Origin of the sequence: Mycobacterium sp. GA-1199 (genome assembly GCF_001500045.1) — a bacterium.
Classification (GTDB): domain Bacteria; phylum Actinomycetota; class Actinomycetes; order Mycobacteriales; family Mycobacteriaceae; genus Mycobacterium.
This window is the reverse complement of sequence record NZ_LQIX01000002.1, coordinates 29,343-45,510: the sequence shown is the minus strand read 5'-3', so window position 1 is coordinate 45,510 and position 16,168 is coordinate 29,343. Positions and strand designations below refer to the sequence as shown.

Sequence of the window (16,168 nt, the reverse complement as noted above, 5' to 3'; positions counted from 1 at the left end):
CACGTGCGATCGAAGCTGTCCCAACTCGACCCCGAGGCCCGTGCCGCCCTCGCCCGTAAGATCCGGAATCAATTGTCCTCCAACGGATCTATCCCGACGGATCACGACGTGGCGATCATCGGAGGAGGCGCCGCGGCCCTGACGTTGGCGCTGGAGCTTCGCTCCGCACGACCCCGCACCCGGATCCTGATCATCGAGCCGACCGCACGTCCGGTCGCCGAGATCACCCACACGGTCGGCGAGTCGACGGTCGAGGTGTCCGCGCATTACCTTCGCGAACGCCTCGGTCTGGCCGACCATTTGAGCACCGCGCAGATCCGCAAGATGGGCTTGCGGATGTTCTTCTCACACGACGGCAACACCGACATCACAAGTCGCGTCGAACTCGGCAGCTCGTCGTTCGTACCTCAGGTGACCTACCAGATCGACCGTGGCAGGCTCGAGAACGAACTCGCCCGCCGGTGCGCAGCCGCCGGGATCGACATCGCCCGCGGCCGGGTCAGGACCGTGGACTTCGGCGACGACGCGCACACCGTGGCATACCAGGGCGGCGACGGGACCACCAGCACCAGGGCACGCTGGGTGGTCGACGCGTCCGGGCGTAACCGCGCGCTGTCGCGCCAGCTGGACCTGAAGCGGGCCACCGGACACCACTGCAACGCAGCATGGTTCCGGGTCAAGGCCGAACTCGACATCGGACAGTGGAGCGACGACCCCGACTGGCACTCCCGTCTGGTCGAAGGCGACCGCGCACTGTCGACGAATCACCTGATGGGCGAGGGCTATTGGGTCTGGCTTATCCGGCTCGCCTCCGGTGCCACCAGCGTCGGCATCGTCGCCGACCCCGAGTTCCACGCTTTCGACGAGTTCAACACGCTGGACAAGGCCAAGGCGTGGATCCGCCGGCATGAACCCCAGTGCGCCGACGAGATCGCGCGGCACGACGACGCGATCATGGACTTCCGTGTCATGAAGCATTACAGCCACGCCGCCACGAAGGTCTTCGACGGCGCCGCGCGCTGGTGCCTGACCGGCGACGCAGGCATCTTCCTGGACCCGCTGTACTCCTCGGGGCTGGACCTGGTGGCCATCGGCAACGGCCTCATCACCGACATGGTCACGCGCGAACTCGACGGTGAAGACGTGGTGGCCAGGGCGGGCATCAGCGACTCCCTGTTCCGGTCACTGGCCGACATGTGGCTGGCGGTGTACGAGAAGCAGTACACGCTGATGGGCACGCCGACGGTGATGTCGGCGAAGATCATCTGGGACATCGCGTTCTACTGGGGCTTCATCGGACTGCTCTACCGCAACGGCCGATTCGTCAGTGTCGCCGACGATCCCGCGGTCGTTCCGCACCTCGAAGGCCTGATCGCACTGAGCAACCGGGTGCAGCTGTTCTTCCGCGAATGGGCCGCCGTGGAAGGCCGCCGATCGCCGGTTCGATTCGTCGATCTGTATGCGCCGCTGAACTTCATGGCGACGCTGCACGTGGCGATGATGGAACCCGCACCCGACTTCACCGACCGGTTCGAGGCCAACGGCAAGTTGTTGCGGCAACTGGCGGGCCAACTGGTCGAGACCGTGCTCGCCGACAAGTCCTCGCTGTTCGACGACGATGCCGCCGTGGCCCAGGTGCAGGCCTGGCAGCGCGACCCGCTACTGAGGGAACTTCGCTCCGTGTATCGCCGTGAACAACAAACCAATCCGGTCAGCTCCGACTGGATCCACACCGCTATCCGTGAGTTGCAGGTATGAACACGCACGACAACCAAGACCGGCCCGCACCATTGGCGATCGTCGGGATCGGATGCCGCCTACCCGGTGGAGTCGGCTCCGCCGAGGACTACTGGCAACTGCTGAGCGATGGCGTCGACGCGACCCGCGAGGTTCCCGAATCACGCTGGAACGCCGACCGATTCCATGACGCCAACCCGAAGAAGGTCGGCAAGATGGTCACCCGCCGAGGCGGTTTCCTCGACGCCATCGACCAGTTCGATCCGCAGTTCTTCGGAATCTCGCCGCGGGAGGCGCATTCGATCGACCCGCAGCAGCGCCTGATGCTGCAGACCACATGGGAGGCGCTGGAGGACGGGGGACTACGGCCCGATCATCTTGCCGGAACCGACGTCGGCGTGTTCATCGGCGGATTCACCCTGGACTACCAACTGCTGCAGAATCAGGGCCGCGGCAGCCGCTACCAGTTCAAGACGCATTCCGCCGCCGGGATGATGATGACGATGCTGGCGAACCGGATCTCGTTCGTCTTTGACTTCCGCGGTCCGAGCATGACGATCGACACGGCGTGTTCGAGTTCGCTTGTCGCGGTCCACCTTGCGGCCCAGAGCATCTGGAACGGCGAGAGCCAGCTCGCCCTGGCCGGCGGCGTCAACATCATGATCGGGCCCAACACCGCGATCGCCGAGTCCAAGAGCGGATTCCTCAGCCCCGACGGGCGATGCAAGGCGTTCGACCAGTCAGCCGACGGCTACGCGCGCGGCGAGGGCGGCGCCGTCGTCGTCATCAAACCCCTTGAGCGGGCGTTGTGCGACGGCGACGAAATCTACGCCCAGATCCTCGGCACCGCGGTGTCCCAGGACGGCCGCACCGACGGCATCACCGTGCCCCGAGCGCAGGCACAGGCCGCCGCGATCACCTCGGCGCTTCGCCGGGCCGGCGTCCGGCCCAACGACGTCGGATACGTCGAAGCGCACGGCACCGGCACACCCGTCGGCGACCCGGTCGAGATGCGCGCGCTGGCCTCGGCACTGACGTCGGACCGCACCGATCCCCTGCCGATCGGATCGGTCAAGACCAACATCGGCCACCTCGAAGCCGGCGCCGGGGTCGCCGGGTTGATCAAGACAGCGTTGGTGCTCAAACACGGATACATCCCGGCGCACCTGCATCTCCACAACCCCACCAGGCAAGTGTCTCTCTCCGAGCTCAAGCTCGACGTGCCGCGCGCGGGCCGCCCCTTCCCCGCCGGACGGCGGATCGCGGGGGTCAACTCGTTCGGCTTCGGTGGCACCAACGCCCACGCGGTGCTCGCCGAACCACCGGCTCGGCCATACATCCGAACCTCGAACACCGTCGAGCACCTCCCTCTCACCCTGCTGCCCATCTCGGCGCGCAGTGAGGAGGCCCTGGTGGCGTCGGCGCGCCAGTTGGCCGACCACCTGGAGGACGAACCGGACATCGGCCTGCCCGACCTGAGATTCACGCTGTCACAACGTCGCTCGCACCTAAGCCACCGCCACACCCTCGTCACCGACAGCGTGTCCGATGCACGAGATCAACTGCGAGCCCTCGCCGACGGGGGCCAGCTCGCCTCCGCGCGCACGTCGTCTACGACGCCCAAGCTCGCGTTCGTCTGCAGCGGGATGGGCCCGCAATGGTGGAAGATGTGCCGCGGACTTCTCGACGTCATGCCCGCGTTCACCGAAAGCATCGCGCGAAGCGATCGCGAGCTGGCGCGCCACACCGATTGGTCCCTGATCGAGGAACTGCGGCGCGACGAAGCGGATTCCCGGATGGGTGAGACCGAGTTCGCCCAGCCGGCCAATTTCGCGATCCAGGTCGCCCTCGCCGCACAACTAGAACAATTCGGCATCCGGCCCGATGCCGTGATCGGCCACAGCGCAGGCGAAGTCGCCGCTCACCACCTCGCCGGGCTGCTGGACTTCGAGCAGGCGATCGAGGTCATCTACCACCGCAGCAGGCTCCAACAGCGAACCAGCGGACAGGGCCGCATGCTCGCCGTCGGCCTGGACACAGACTCGCTGATGGCCGCCCTCGACGACACAATGCGCGAGGAATTCGGCCGGCGGGTTTCAGTAGCGGCCGTCAACAGCCCGGCCGCGGTGACCATCGCCGGGGACGGTGAGGTACTGGACGACATCGCCCACCGATTGGAGGACGCCGAGGTCTTCACCCGCTACCTGACCGGCAAGGTGCCCTATCACACCCACTACATGGAGGCGATCAGAAGCGATCTCCGTGAGGCCCTCGACGGGTTGGCGTCGCGACCGGCGCAGCTTCCGCTCTACTCGACGGTGACCGGCGACCTGTTGGACGGATACCGCTCCGGTGCCGCCTACTGGTGGCAGAACACCCGCGCCACAGTTCTTTTCGAGCCGGCGATCCGCCGCATGCTCGACGACGGCTACACCCACTTCGTCGAGCTCGGACCGCACCCGGTGCTGGCCTCGTCGATCTTCGAGATCGCCGGCGCGCAGAAGACCCTCGTCCAGGCCACGCAGCGACGCAACGACGACGACCTGCGCACGTTCATGACCGCCCTCGGGGCGCTTCACGACCACGGACACGACATCGACTGGGAGGCCATGTATCCGCGCGGCGGAGCGCGGCTGCTGAAGCTGCCCCGCTACCCGTGGCAGTCGCGGCGCTACTGGAACGAGACCCAGGAGGCCACCGAGGCGCTGCACTATCGCCCGGTGCACCCGCTGCTCGGCCAGCCGGTCGGTGCCGCACACCCCACCTGGGAAATCGAATTGAGCACCGCCCTGGTGCCGTTTCTCTCCGACCACCGGGTCCAGGGCAGCGTCGTCGTGCCCGGCGCGGCCTACATCGAATTGGCGCTGGCCGCTGCCAAAGAGACCTACGGAGTGGACCTCGCCGTCGACAACCTGGTGCTGCACCGCGCACTCATCCTCGACGACACCTGCGATCCCATCCTGCGGACCACCGTCAACCAGGACACCGGGGCCCTGGAATTCGCCGCGCACACCGCCACCGCCGACGGCGAACTCAAATGGACGATCACCGCGACGGCAGAACTCGCCACGCTCCCGAAATCGGGCGGCACCCCACCTCCGATGGCCGAGGCGGCGCCCGCCAATGCCATGAGCGGCGACGAGTTCTACGCCCTCACCGAAGCCATCGGGTTCGACTACGGGGACGCGTTTCGATCCGTCACCGGGCTCACCGCCGGCGACGCCTGGGTGGTCGCCGAGATGGAGATTCCGGCCCGGATCGCCGCCGAGCTCGACGACTACCGGTTCCACCCCGCCATGATCGACGGCGCCTTCCAAACGCTGTTCGGTGCACCGCTTCCCGGTGGCAGCGCCGCCGAAAGCCCATACCTGCCCGTCCGGATTCGGCGCAGCGCCGTGTACGGCACACCCAAGGGAGACATGACCGTCAGGCTGGTCGTGAGGTCGGCGACCGCCGAGGAGATCGAGAGCGACATCACGATCTGCGACCACCGCGGTGATCGGCTGGCGGTCTTCGAGGGCTTCACGGTGCGATCGCTGAGCGCCTCGACCCGCATGTCGCCGGAACGAATCGACAAGGGGCTCTACGAACTCCAGTGGATCCCCGCGGCCGAATCCAGCGGTGAGAACAGCGCCGAGCCGACGCAGGCCGCATCATGGCTGGTGTTCGTCGACAACACCGGATTCGGTGAAGCGCTCGCCGATCGCCTGCGGCACCGGGGTCACCGCGTACACACCGTCACCCACCGCACCGTCGATGCCGTAACTGCGGTCGACGGCGGATACGCGATCAACGAACGGCGTCCCGAACAGGTGGCCCAGCTGTTCGAGCGGCACCTCGCCGAAGACGGCGACCTCACCGGTGTCATCGACTGCTGGTCAATGGATCTCGACGCCGACGCGCAGGCCTGCGACCCGGACGGCGCCGACCACCTCGGTGTCCTCACGCTGTTGCGCATCACGAAGGCCCTGGCCGCGCACGACACTGTGCGCCCGCGCCTGTACGTCATCACCGCGAACGCGCAGCCGGCGCTGGGCACCGAACCGCTGGCAGTCGACCAATCCGCGGTCTGGGGACTGGGCCGGGTCATCGGTCATCAGGAGTTCGTCGAACGCTGGGGCGGTCTCATCGACATCGACGACACCGACGACGTCGGTGACACCGCCGCGCGTGTCTGTCGGCAAATCCTGGAGCCCGCATCCGAGGATCAGACCGCGTTCCGCGGCGAGGTGAAGCTGGTTCCGCGGCTGCGCCACACTACGAGCCTCACAAAACCGTTTCCCACCAAGCTTTCTCCCGCCGCGACCTACGTCGTGACCGGCGGCACCGGCGCGCTCGGCCGCACCGTGGCCACCTATCTCGTCGAGCACGGCGCGCGACACATCGCGCTGCTCAGCAGAAGCGGGTTGCCACCGCGCGAGCGGTGGCCCGCCATCACTCCCGACGACCCGCAGTTCATCGCCGTCGACACCGTCCGGGCCGTCGAACGCCTCGGGGCGCAGGTGAGTGCGGCGAGTGTCGACATCACCGACGCTGACGCGGTGGCCGCCTGGCTCGCCGACCACGAGCGCAACCAGGACAGACCGGTTCGCGGAGTCATCCACGCCGCGGGCGCGGTCCACGACCAGCTCCTGGTCAACGTCAGCGAAGGTGATTTCCTCAAGGTTCTGGGTCCCAAGATCGCCGGTACCCGGGCGCTGCACACCGCGTTCGCCGGCCAGGAACTCGACTTCTTCGTGATGTTCGGCTCCGCCGGTTCGGTCATCGCCTCGCCCGGGCAGGGCAACTACGCCGCCGCCAACGGGTTCCTCGACGCCTTCGCATATCAGCGGCAGGCGCAGGGACTGCCGGCCCTCACGGTGGGCTGGGGGCCGTGGTCGGTGGGGATGGTCGAAGACCTCAACCTCGAAAAGGTCTACGCCATGCGAGGAATCGAACTGATCACCCCGGCGGCAGGCGCGTTGATCCTCGACCGTCTGATAACCCAGACCGCCCCGAACGTCATCGCCATCAGCGCCGACTGGAACCGCGCCCGCCAACTTCTCGGCGGACATCTGCCGAAGATGTTCGCCGACCTCGACGCCGCCACCGCCGCTCCGACGGAGCCCGGCGCGGACGGGTCGCTGCTCGATCTGCTGTCGAAGACCCCGGAACCTGAGCGCCTCAACGTCATCACCGATCACGTCGAGCGGCTCGTCGCGGCGGTGTTCGACTGTGCGGTCACCGATTTCGCGAACGACGACCTGCTCGACGACATCGGCCTGGACTCCATGATGGCGATGGACTTCCGGGTCAGGATCAACACCACGTTCTCGATCGACCTGCCGGTGTTGGAGATCCTGAAGGGCGTCAGCGTTGACTCACTGGCCGCCCGTGTGCTCGACGAGCTGCACACGATCCACGGTGCTGCCGAGCACGCCGCGCCTTCGACCGAACCGGCCGTGGGTGACGTCGATCAGCTGATCGACGGGATGTCGGAGGACGATCTGCGAGAACTCCTGGCCGAACTCGAAGGCGACACCGCGCCGTGACCGAGGCGGCTTCGACGGCGGTGCACGTGCGGGGACTCTCGAAGGCCTACGGACCGATCCGAGCCGTTGCCGAGCTCGACCTCGACGTCGCTTACGGCGAGATATTCGCCATCCTCGGCCCCAACGGCGCCGGCAAGTCGACGACCATAGAGATACTCGAGGGCAACCGAAGTCGCGATGCCGGACTCGTGCGGGTGCTGGGTGAGGACCCACAGACGGCGGGCCGCACCTGGCGGGCCAGGATCGGCATCGTGCTGCAGGAGGTCAGCGACGCCGGGATGCTGTCGGTGCGTGAGACGGTGCAGATGTTCGCGAACTGTTACGGCGCCGCCCGCGAACCCGAGGACGCGCTCGAACTCGTCGGTCTGGACACGGCCGCGGACTCGCGGGTGCGCACGCTTTCCGGCGGTCAACGCCGTCGCCTCGATGTCGCGCTCGGCATCATCGGCAAGCCCGAGCTGCTGTTCTTGGACGAGCCCACAACCGGATTCGACCCCGAGGCGCGTCGGCAGTTCTGGCAACTGATCAAGTTGCTGGCCGCCGACGGCACCACAATCCTGCTGACCACCCACTACCTCGAAGAGGCCGCGGCGCTGGCCGACCGGGTCGCGGTGATCGCAGGAGGCGGAATCGTGGCCGTCGATTCGCCGGCGCGGCTGACCGAGCATGTGAGCTCGGCCGCCACCGTGCAATGGATCGAGAACGGCCAGATACGTGTCGAGACAACGGATTTCCCGACCGAGTTCGTCCGTCGCCGCAGCAGGGACGGTGTCGAATTAGAGCAGCTGACGATCAGTCGGCCGACACTCGAGGACGCGTATCTACACCTGATCGGTCAGCCATGACGGGCATCGAACACATCACCGCCGCATCACCGCCGCGACACCGCGCCACCGCGCCACCGGCGCTCCCGTCGCCGCTGCGGATCGGCCTGTCGCGGGTCGTTCCCGAATTGAAGATGTTCTACCGCCGGCCAGAACAGGTGGTGCTGACGTTCTCCATGCCCGCGGTGATCTGCCTGCTGCTGGGTTCGATCTTCTCCGAGGAGCTGCCGGGCAGCCAGACCAGCACCGGTGCGGTGATCGCCGCGAGCATGCTCGCCTACGGCATTCTGTCGGCGTCGTTCGTCAACCTCGGCACCAGCATCGCCGTCGACCGGGACACCGGCGCCTTACGCCGCCTTCGGGGGACACCGACGACGGCGTCGTCGTATTTCATCGGCAAGATCGCGCTCGTCGCGGTGGTCAGCCTCGCCGAGGCCGTTCTGTTGTTGGCGGTGGGTGTGCTCGCCTTCGGGTTGCGCCTGCCGGCCGACGGATTCGGGTGGTTCACCCTCGCGTGGGTGTCGGTCCTGGGCATCGTCAGCTGTTCGCTGCTGGGCATCTTCATCAGCAACCTCGCGAGCAACGCCGTGTCCGCCGCCGTCATCACCAACGGCCCATCGGTGGCACTGCAATTCGTCTCGGGCACCTACGTGCCGCTGATGATCCTGCCGACGTGGATGTTGGTGATCGGCTCCCTGTTCCCGGTCAAGTGGATGGCCCAAGGCTTCAGGTCGGTGCTGCTGCCGGCGGAGCTGGTCGCGCTGGAACCGGCAGGCAGCTGGGAACATTGGCGCATCTTCCTCGTGTTGGCGGCATGGAGCATCGCCGGTCTGATCGGTTGTCTCGCGATGTTCCGATGGTCGGACCGCACCTGATCGCGCCGGGCTAACTCTCGCCGGCCAGCCACTTGCTTACGAGATCGCCGTCGTGCGCCTCGACCGATCGCAACTCCGTCAGCGTCGGATGCCCGGCATCCAAAAGAGCGCTGTCGGTGTCCTCCTCCGGTTGGTCGGGCACCTCCACCTCGGTCAGGCGCACGCCGCCGTTGCGCACCTCCTCGACTTTCGTCTGCACCGCACCACCGCGAGCCAACCGCGCGTGGCGGATCGGTCCGATCTCATCGGCGGGCCGGTCCGGGACGTTGAGCGAGAGCACGGTGCCCTCGGGCGCGTCGAGCAACAGGTCCAGCACCGGCGCCAGCAGACCGGCGGCCGTCTTCCAGTGCCGCTCGCCGGTGGGGTGCAGCGCGACGTCCAGCGATACCGCCAGGGCGCGGGTGTCACTGATCTTCGCGGTGAGTGCCGCGCCGACGGTTCCGGAGTGCAGGATGGCCCGACCGACGTTGGCGCCGTGATTGATTCCGGACAGGACGAGGTCGGGTCGCGGGTCGAACCAGCCGTTGAGTGCGGCGGCGACGATGTGTCCGGGCTGGGCCTGCACGGCCCACGCCTCAACGCCGTCAAGGGCGGCCAGCTTGCGTTCCTCGACGACGGTGCGGCCATCCCTGCGGACTGCGCTCAGCGCGGCGCTGGCCCCGCTGGCCTGTTCGGCCGGGGCGGCCACGATCACCTCCAACCCCGCCTCGAGCGCCGCACTCACCAGTGCGTGCAGTCCGGGGGAGTCGATCCCGTCGTCGTTGGTCACCAGTGCGCGCGGCACGTTCCACCTCCTCCAGTTCGATGGCCGCTACTTCAGCGGGCGCAACTCCACCCGTTCGGCAAGCGTCTCCACGGCGCGCGCACCGCCGGTGCCCAACCCGTGCCGCACGACGTTGAGCGCGCCGCACGCCGCCCCGATCTGCAACGCCCGGCGCAGCGGGCGGCCGCTGGCCAGTGCGGCGACGATGCCGGCGGTCATCGAGTCCCCGGCACCCGCCGAATCGGCCGGTTCCAAGGTCGGCATCGTGATCTCGACGACGTCACCGTCGTCGTCCTCCTCACCGAGCAGCGCCAGGGCCGGGGCGTCGCCGGAGCGCGACACGATGATCGTGTTCGCGCCTTCGTCTCGCATCGAGCGCATGGCCGCGACCAGATGCTTCGCGTCCTCCGACTTGGCCCTGCCGTCGTCGAGCAGCTCTTCGTGGCTGACCTTGATGAGGTCCGGTCCGCCGGCGAGCACCGCCTCGAGTCGCTCGCCGGACAGGTCCGCGGCCACCTTGCAGCCGTTGGCGCCGAGGTCGGTGGACAGGCGGCGGTACAGGTCGGCGGGCAGCACATCGTCTTCCTGCGGGCCCGACAGCAGGACCCGACCGTGCGTCAAACCCTCCGTCAGGGTGAGCTCGTAGAGGGAGTCGAGTTCGTGGCGGTCCAAGGGGCTGCCCGCAGCCTCGGCGACAACCTCGCGGCCGCCCGACCGGCGGTCGTGCACGTACGATCCGTTGCGCGCGCTGACCGGCACGGTCTGCACGGTGACGTTCTGTGCGGGCAGCAGGTGGCCCAGGACGTCACCCGTCTCGCCGCCGAGGGCCGAGCACAGCACGACCGGCACGCCGAGCGAGGACATCATGCGCGACTGCCAGACACCCTGACCGCCGGCGTGGACGTGGATGTCGGCGTCGCCCGATCGGTTCTCGACCGTCACGGTGAGCACGGGCAGCGGGGCGAAGATGACCACGGCCGCCGGTCCGGATGCGTTGCCGTCGGATTCGTCGCTGCGAGATTCCCTGTCTGTCATGGGTTGCGGAGTACCCAGCCTGAGTGCCGACTACCCGGCGACATCACGGAGGGCTCCGCGCCGTCCAACGTCGAGCGCGCCGCGACTAGAGTCCGTTGGCATGTCACTGGCAGCGCAGTTGTGGACGGAGAACGCCGATGTGGTGGCCGAGGTGCTGGCCAACCCGTTCGTTCGGGGCATCGGGGACGGCTCACTGGACCGCGATCTGTTCGCGGGCTACATCGCGCAGGACGCGTTCTTCCTCGAATCCTTCGCTCGCGCATATGGTCTGGCGTTGGCCAGGAGCTCGGACACCGCCACGCTGCTGACCTTCGCCGACCTGCTCGCCGGCGTGCGCGAAGAGCTCGGCCTGCACGCGTCCTATGCCGCCTCGTGGGGGATCGACATGGCCGGCGTCGAACCCGCCGCGGCGACACTGGCCTACACCGAGTTCCTGCTGGCCACCGCCGCCACCGCCGACATCGGCGTCGTGTCCGCGGCGATGACACCCTGCATGCGTCTATACGCGCACATCGGGTTCACGCTCGAAGCCGACACCGCCGGGCCCTACGCGCAATGGGTGCAGACCTACGCCGATCCCGGTTTCGAGGAGGTGGCGTCACTCTTGGAGCGACTGCTCGACCAGCGGGCCGACGACGTGTCCGCCGCACGGGTCGCCTACCGGCGCGCGATGCGGCTGGAGCTGGCATTCTTCGACGCGGCCTTCAACCGCGGGAATCAGACGTAGCGCGGGCGACCGGCCAACGCGCCGAGCGCGATCTGCGCCACGTATACGCCGAGGAACATCATCCACGGCACGGTCCACCCGTGCGTCACGTCGTGCAGCAGCCCGAACAGGAACGGGCCCACACCCGCGATCAGATAGCCGAATCCCTGTGCCATACCGGACAATTGCGCGGTGTCTTCGGCGTTTCGGGCCCGCAGCGCGATCACGGCGAGCGCCAGGGCGAACACACCCATCCCGACTCCGATCAACACGCTCCACAACACGGGCTGTGCGGCAGGCGCGAGCATCAGGCCGAGCGTGCCCACCAGCCCGACGGCGCCCAGGCCGACGATCCATGCGCTCTGCGCGCGGCTGCGCGCGGCCAGCGGGGCGATCACCAACGCGATGGGCACACCGACCAGCGAGGTGAGGCCGACGAGCAGACCGGCCTGGGTCTTGTCGACGCCGTTGTCGATGAATACCTCTGGCAGCCAACCCATCACGATGTAGGCCATCAACGACTGGCAGCCGAAGAACAGCGTGACCGTCCACGCCAACCGGTTTCGCAGCAGTGAGCGCCTGCCCCCGGCGGGGGCGGTGCTCGCTGCCCAGGTGCCTGCGTGTCGTCGCGACGTGGGTAGCCACGCCATGAGCGCGACGAAGGAAACCGCCGCCCACGCCGCCAGCGCGGCGCGCCACCCGCCCAGCGGATCCTCGAGGCCGGGTGTCACCGCCGACCCCAGCGCGCCGCCGCCTTGCAGTGCGGCGGTGTAGATCCCGGTCATCAGCCCGACCCGCGCGGGGAAGGATCCCTTGATCACCACGGGAATCAACACGTTGGCCAAGGCGATCCCCGCGCACGCGATCAGCGTCGCCGCGATCACGGTGTGCGGGCCGCCGACGGTGCGGGCGAGCAGGCCGACGGTGAGCGCGGCCAAGGCGGCCGAGATGGTGCGACCGAGCCCGATGCGGGCGGCGAGCTGGGGCGCGGTGAGCCCCGCGACCGCGAAACACAGCGCCGGCACTGTGGTGAGGAGGCCGGCCCACGTCGCCGAGACCCCGAGTTCGGAACGCATCTCGCCGAGCAGGGGCGCCACACTGGTCACGGCCGGGCGCAGGTTGAGAGCGGTCAAGACCACAGCAAGGGCCAGCAGCGCACCACCCGCGACCACCGAAATGGGAGCCTGATCGGCCTCGGCGGGATCCTTGACGCCCACGGCCAGCCGTGCCCCAGACACGTCTTCTTCACCATCTCGCCGGCCGACACGCATCCTGCTAATCTGCCATACATCCCATGATTGGTTGAAAGGATGTCTCTGTGCCGTTGGTCACCGCGCACCGGTCGGGCCTCGTCGACCAGGTCATCGAGCAGTTCCGGGACACGGTCGCGCGCGGGGAATGGCCGGTGGGACAGCGCATCCCCAACGAGACCGTCCTGGTGGCGTCGCTCGGGGTCGGCCGCAACACCGTGCGCGAGGCGGTCCGGGCCCTGGCCCACGCCGGCATCCTCGAGGTACGACAGGGCGACGGCACCTATGTCCGAGCCACCAGCGAGGTGTCGGGTGCGCTGCGCCGGCTCTGCGGCGCCGAGTGGCGCGACGTGCTCGCGGTCCGGCGTGCTCTGGAGGTCGAGGGTGCCAGGGCCGCTGCGGTCCGCCGAACCGACGACGATCTTGCCGAGCTGCGCGCATTGTTGGCGCGCCGAGACGCCTGCCTGGCCGGCGGGGACACCGACGAATTCGCCCGCGCTGACGCCGAATTCCACCTCGCGGTGGTCCGCAGTTCGCACAACGCAACGCTGACGGAGCTGTACCGAGGGTTGATGGAAGCCATCACGGCAAGCGTCGCCAGCGGCCAGGACGCCGACGTTGAAGTCGTCGACCACGGTGTGCTGCTCGAGCACATCGCCGCCGGTGACGTCGAGCAGGCCGCACGGACCGCGGCGGAGATAATCGACGGGGTTCTCGCCGGCCTTCCCGCGGCCGACGACTGATCTCGCTTCTCACCCCCGAGCGGCGGGGCGTGGCCTGCTGCCCAGGGCGACGACCAGAGCAGCCGCGGCCAGCGACAGCGCGCCGACCACCCACAGCGCGACCCTGCTGTTGCCGGTCAGATCGGTTAGCCAGCCGGTGATATAGGGCCCGCCGAAGCCGCTCAGATTTCCGAGGGAGTTGATCAGTGCGATCCCGCCGGCGGCGGCCGCTCCGGTGAGGAAAGACGATGGCAGGGACCAGAACACGGGTAGTGCGCACATGACGGCGCAGGTGCACAACGTGACGGCCAACATCGCGAGGTAGACATCGGTCATGTAGAGGGCTGCGGGGATGGCGACACCGCCCACGATCGCCGGGACGGCGACATGCCAGACCCGCTCGCCGGTTCGGTCGGAGTGCCAGGCCCAGGGCACCATGACGATCGCGGCCACGGCGTAGGGGATCGACGTGACCAGCCCGCGCTGGATCACGTTGAGATGAACGCCGTACTCCTCTTGGAACCCGGCGACGATGGTGGGCAGGAAGAACCCGACCGCGTACAGCCCGTAGGTGATGCCGAAGTAGATGAACGCCAGGGCCAGGATCCGCGGATGGGTCAGGGCCTTCTTCAGCGGCCAGTGACCACCACTGCTCTCGGCAACGGCCCGCTCATCGTCCAATGTGGTTTGCAGCCACCGCTTTTCGTCGTGGTTCAGCCAACTCGCGACGGCGGGCCGGTCGGTGAGATAGAACCAGCAGATCACGCCTAGAACGACGGCGGGAAGCCCTTCGACCAGGAACATGAACCGCCAGCCGGCCAACCCGAACAAGCCGTGTCCCCAGTCGATGATCAACGACGAGATCGTCGCCCCGACCGCGGTCGAGACCGGTACGGCGACCATGAACAGCGACACCGCCCGCGACCGCTGCTTCTCGGGAAACCAGAACGTCAGGTACAAGATGATGCCCGGGAAGAAGCCGGCTTCGGCCACGCCGAGAAGGAAGCGCAGAACGATCAGCGTCTCCGCGTTCGGTACGAAGGCGATTGCCGAGCTGATGATTCCCCAACTCACCATGATCCGCGCCAGCCAGCGCCGGCCGCCGAACTTGTGCAGGGCGATGTTGCTGGGCACTTCGAGCAGCAGGTAGCCGAGGAAGAAGATCCCCGACGCGAAGCCGAACGTCTTGGCGCTCATCGCGAGGTCGTCGTTCATGCCGTTTGGCCCGGCGAAGGCGATATTGACCCGGTCGAGATAGTTGACGATGTAGAGCAGGAACAGGAACGGGATGACGCGCCAGGTGACCTTCGCCAGCGTCTTGTCCTCGATGGCGGGGTCCGGCAGGTAAGTGCTCACGCCTACTACGAGGTCTCGATGCTCGACATCACCAATTGCAGATAGGGGAGGTAGAGGTCTTCGCCGTCCAGATGACTGTCGAGGGTGATTCCGTCATTGGCGGCCAGAATCACTCGCGCCAGGGTCTCAGCCTCCATGGTGAGGGTCCCGCCGATCCGGGCGACGTGCTTGCTGATGAACTCGCCGAGCGCCCGAATCGTCTCGAGACGTTGAGCGGCGACGCGTTCGCCCGCATCGGGGTTGCGTAGCAGGAACAGTTTGAGCTCCAAACCCAGTGCCGCCCGGTCTGTTCCGCGGCTCAGTTGGCGCCACCGGTCGGCCAACTCGTCGAGGTCGACGTCACTGAGGCGATGGAACGACAGCATCACCTCGATGAACCCGTCGAGGAAGCGCTCGCGCTGGCGGTCCACGACCGCCAGGAACAGCTTCTCCTTGGCGCCGAACTGCGAGTAGATGGCGCCGCGGGTGAATCCGGCGGCGTCGGCGATCTCCTCCAGCGCTGCACCGGTCAGGCCCTTGCGAGCGAAGACCTCCTCCGCGGCATCCAAGAGGATTTGCCGGGTGTGCTCGGCACGCCGCTCTTTCGTCCACCGCTCGGCCACGGGGTCATCCTCTCACCAAAGTGGCCGACGACGGCCGGGCGACGGACTCGACGGTTCGGATCTGCGTGCCGAGCAAGAGGTCGGAGAACAGGTCTGCATCCACGACATCGTTCGACCAGAACTCCTCCGATGGCCCGACGTGAGTGTCGAGTCCAGCGGCGTGCAGGGCACAGCCCTTGAATCTCCGGGCCGCCGGACTCAGCTCATGGCGGACGGGGTATTTGGGCTCAGCCGGCTCGCAGTCGACACGCGGTCCCCAGAACAGAAGCTGCGAACCCAGCCCGGCCCGTGGCAGCGTCACCCCTGTCGCGCGCCGGTTCGCAGAGGGTGAATCGCCAGGCAGGACTCGGATGTGCACCACCCGACCCGCCTTCGCCGGTATCTCCTCGGGTACTCCGGGGGGCTGGGTGCGGGTTCCGAGAATGGTCAGCGCCGTTGAGTGGGCCGTGTCTTCGGTGACGACGACGACGCGCCATCCCGCACGAACGCGGTCGAACATCAGCCCCCCGGCGTGACGCACCGCATCCGCGATGGTGGCGCTGACCACGTCGAGTCGGTAGTTGCTCACCTCCAGCCTCCTTGGTCGTTCCGAAGGTGTGATCCCGACCACCTTTATACACGGTTGTATCTCCAATACGTTCATGTATATGGTGAATCACGTCACAGGCGGTGGACGCTCGGATCCATGCCACAGCCCAGGCGGGCCAGGCCCCGTCCGGCATGGGATTCCGGCACCCCGCGTGCTCTCGCCGACTGAGGAGGACTCC

General features: G+C 67.6%; 12 protein-coding genes. 6 read left to right on the top strand and 6 right to left on the bottom strand.

Translation table 11 applies throughout. The annotated features are described in order from the left end of the window. The first annotated feature begins 3 nt into the window (after nt 1-3). Genes AU198_RS03320 through AU198_RS03305 form a run of 4 tightly spaced genes read left to right on the top strand, consistent with a single transcriptional unit; the run spans nt 4 to nt 8,967 of the window. Nucleotides 4-1,758, top strand: a complete 1,755-nt coding sequence (locus AU198_RS03320; RefSeq protein WP_064346077.1) for an NAD(P)/FAD-dependent oxidoreductase — start codon at nt 4-6, stop codon at nt 1,756-1,758. Next, nucleotides 1,755-7,268 (top strand): type I polyketide synthase, encoded by a 5,514-nt coding sequence (locus AU198_RS03315; RefSeq protein WP_064346076.1) that lies wholly within the window; start codon nt 1,755-1,757, stop codon nt 7,266-7,268. Before AU198_RS03320 ends, AU198_RS03315 begins: the two co-directional genes overlap by 4 nt. Further along, nucleotides 7,265-8,113, top strand: a complete 849-nt coding sequence (locus tag AU198_RS03310) for an ABC transporter ATP-binding protein (protein ID WP_156431473.1) — start codon at nt 7,265-7,267, stop codon at nt 8,111-8,113. The genes AU198_RS03315 and AU198_RS03310 overlap by 4 nt, the downstream gene beginning before the upstream one ends. Next, complete coding sequence (locus AU198_RS03305) at nt 8,110-8,967, top strand: ABC transporter permease (protein ID WP_064346075.1); 858 nt, start codon at nt 8,110-8,112, stop codon at nt 8,965-8,967. Before AU198_RS03310 ends, AU198_RS03305 begins: the two co-directional genes overlap by 4 nt. A gap of 10 nt (nt 8,968-8,977) precedes the next feature. Here the strand turns inward: AU198_RS03305 and surE are convergent, their stop codons facing one another. After that, a complete protein-coding gene (gene surE, locus AU198_RS03300; protein ID WP_064346074.1) occupies nt 8,978-9,751 on the bottom strand; it encodes a 5'/3'-nucleotidase SurE in 774 nt (257 codons plus the stop codon). Nucleotides 9,752-9,778: 27 nt separating this feature from the next. Beyond that, nucleotides 9,779-10,765: a 1-phosphofructokinase family hexose kinase gene (locus AU198_RS03295; RefSeq protein WP_064346073.1), complete on the bottom strand. Its 987-nt coding sequence runs from the start codon at nt 10,763-10,765 to the stop codon at nt 9,779-9,781. 100 nt (nt 10,766-10,865) lie between these two features. On the opposite strand from AU198_RS03295, the gene AU198_RS03290 reads away from it, so the two are divergent. Next, nucleotides 10,866-11,492 (top strand): TenA family protein, encoded by a 627-nt coding sequence (locus AU198_RS03290; protein ID WP_064346072.1) that lies wholly within the window; start codon nt 10,866-10,868, stop codon nt 11,490-11,492. On the opposite strand, the gene AU198_RS03285 is transcribed toward AU198_RS03290, so the two are convergent. Next, nucleotides 11,483-12,709, bottom strand: a complete 1,227-nt coding sequence (locus AU198_RS03285) for a CynX/NimT family MFS transporter (protein WP_231744559.1) — start codon at nt 12,707-12,709, stop codon at nt 11,483-11,485. The genes AU198_RS03290 and AU198_RS03285 overlap by 10 nt on opposite strands. An 80-nt stretch (nt 12,710-12,789) precedes the next feature. On the opposite strand from AU198_RS03285, the gene AU198_RS03280 reads away from it, so the two are divergent. Then, the gene (locus AU198_RS03280) at nt 12,790-13,464 is read left to right on the top strand and encodes a FadR/GntR family transcriptional regulator (protein ID WP_064346071.1); all 675 of its coding nucleotides are present in this window, start codon (nt 12,790-12,792) and stop codon (nt 13,462-13,464) included. A 9-nt stretch (nt 13,465-13,473) separates the two neighbouring features. On the opposite strand, the gene AU198_RS03275 is transcribed toward AU198_RS03280, so the two are convergent. Genes AU198_RS03275 through AU198_RS03265 form a run of 3 tightly spaced genes read right to left on the bottom strand, consistent with a single transcriptional unit; the run spans nt 13,474 to nt 15,969 of the window. Further along, on the bottom strand, nt 13,474-14,799 hold the full coding sequence (locus AU198_RS03275) for an MFS transporter (protein ID WP_064346070.1): 1,326 nt from the start codon (nt 14,797-14,799) through the stop codon (nt 13,474-13,476). Nucleotides 14,800-14,804: 5 nt separating this feature from the next. Then, nucleotides 14,805-15,401 carry a TetR/AcrR family transcriptional regulator gene (locus AU198_RS03270; RefSeq protein ID WP_064346069.1) on the bottom strand — a complete coding sequence of 199 codons (597 nt, stop codon included), beginning with the start codon at nt 15,399-15,401 and terminating at the stop codon, nt 14,805-14,807. Nucleotides 15,402-15,405: 4 nt separating this feature from the next. Beyond that, on the bottom strand, nt 15,406-15,969 hold the full coding sequence (locus tag AU198_RS03265) for a hypothetical protein (protein ID WP_064346068.1): 564 nt from the start codon (nt 15,967-15,969) through the stop codon (nt 15,406-15,408). Between the last annotated feature and the right edge of the window lie 199 nt (nt 15,970-16,168).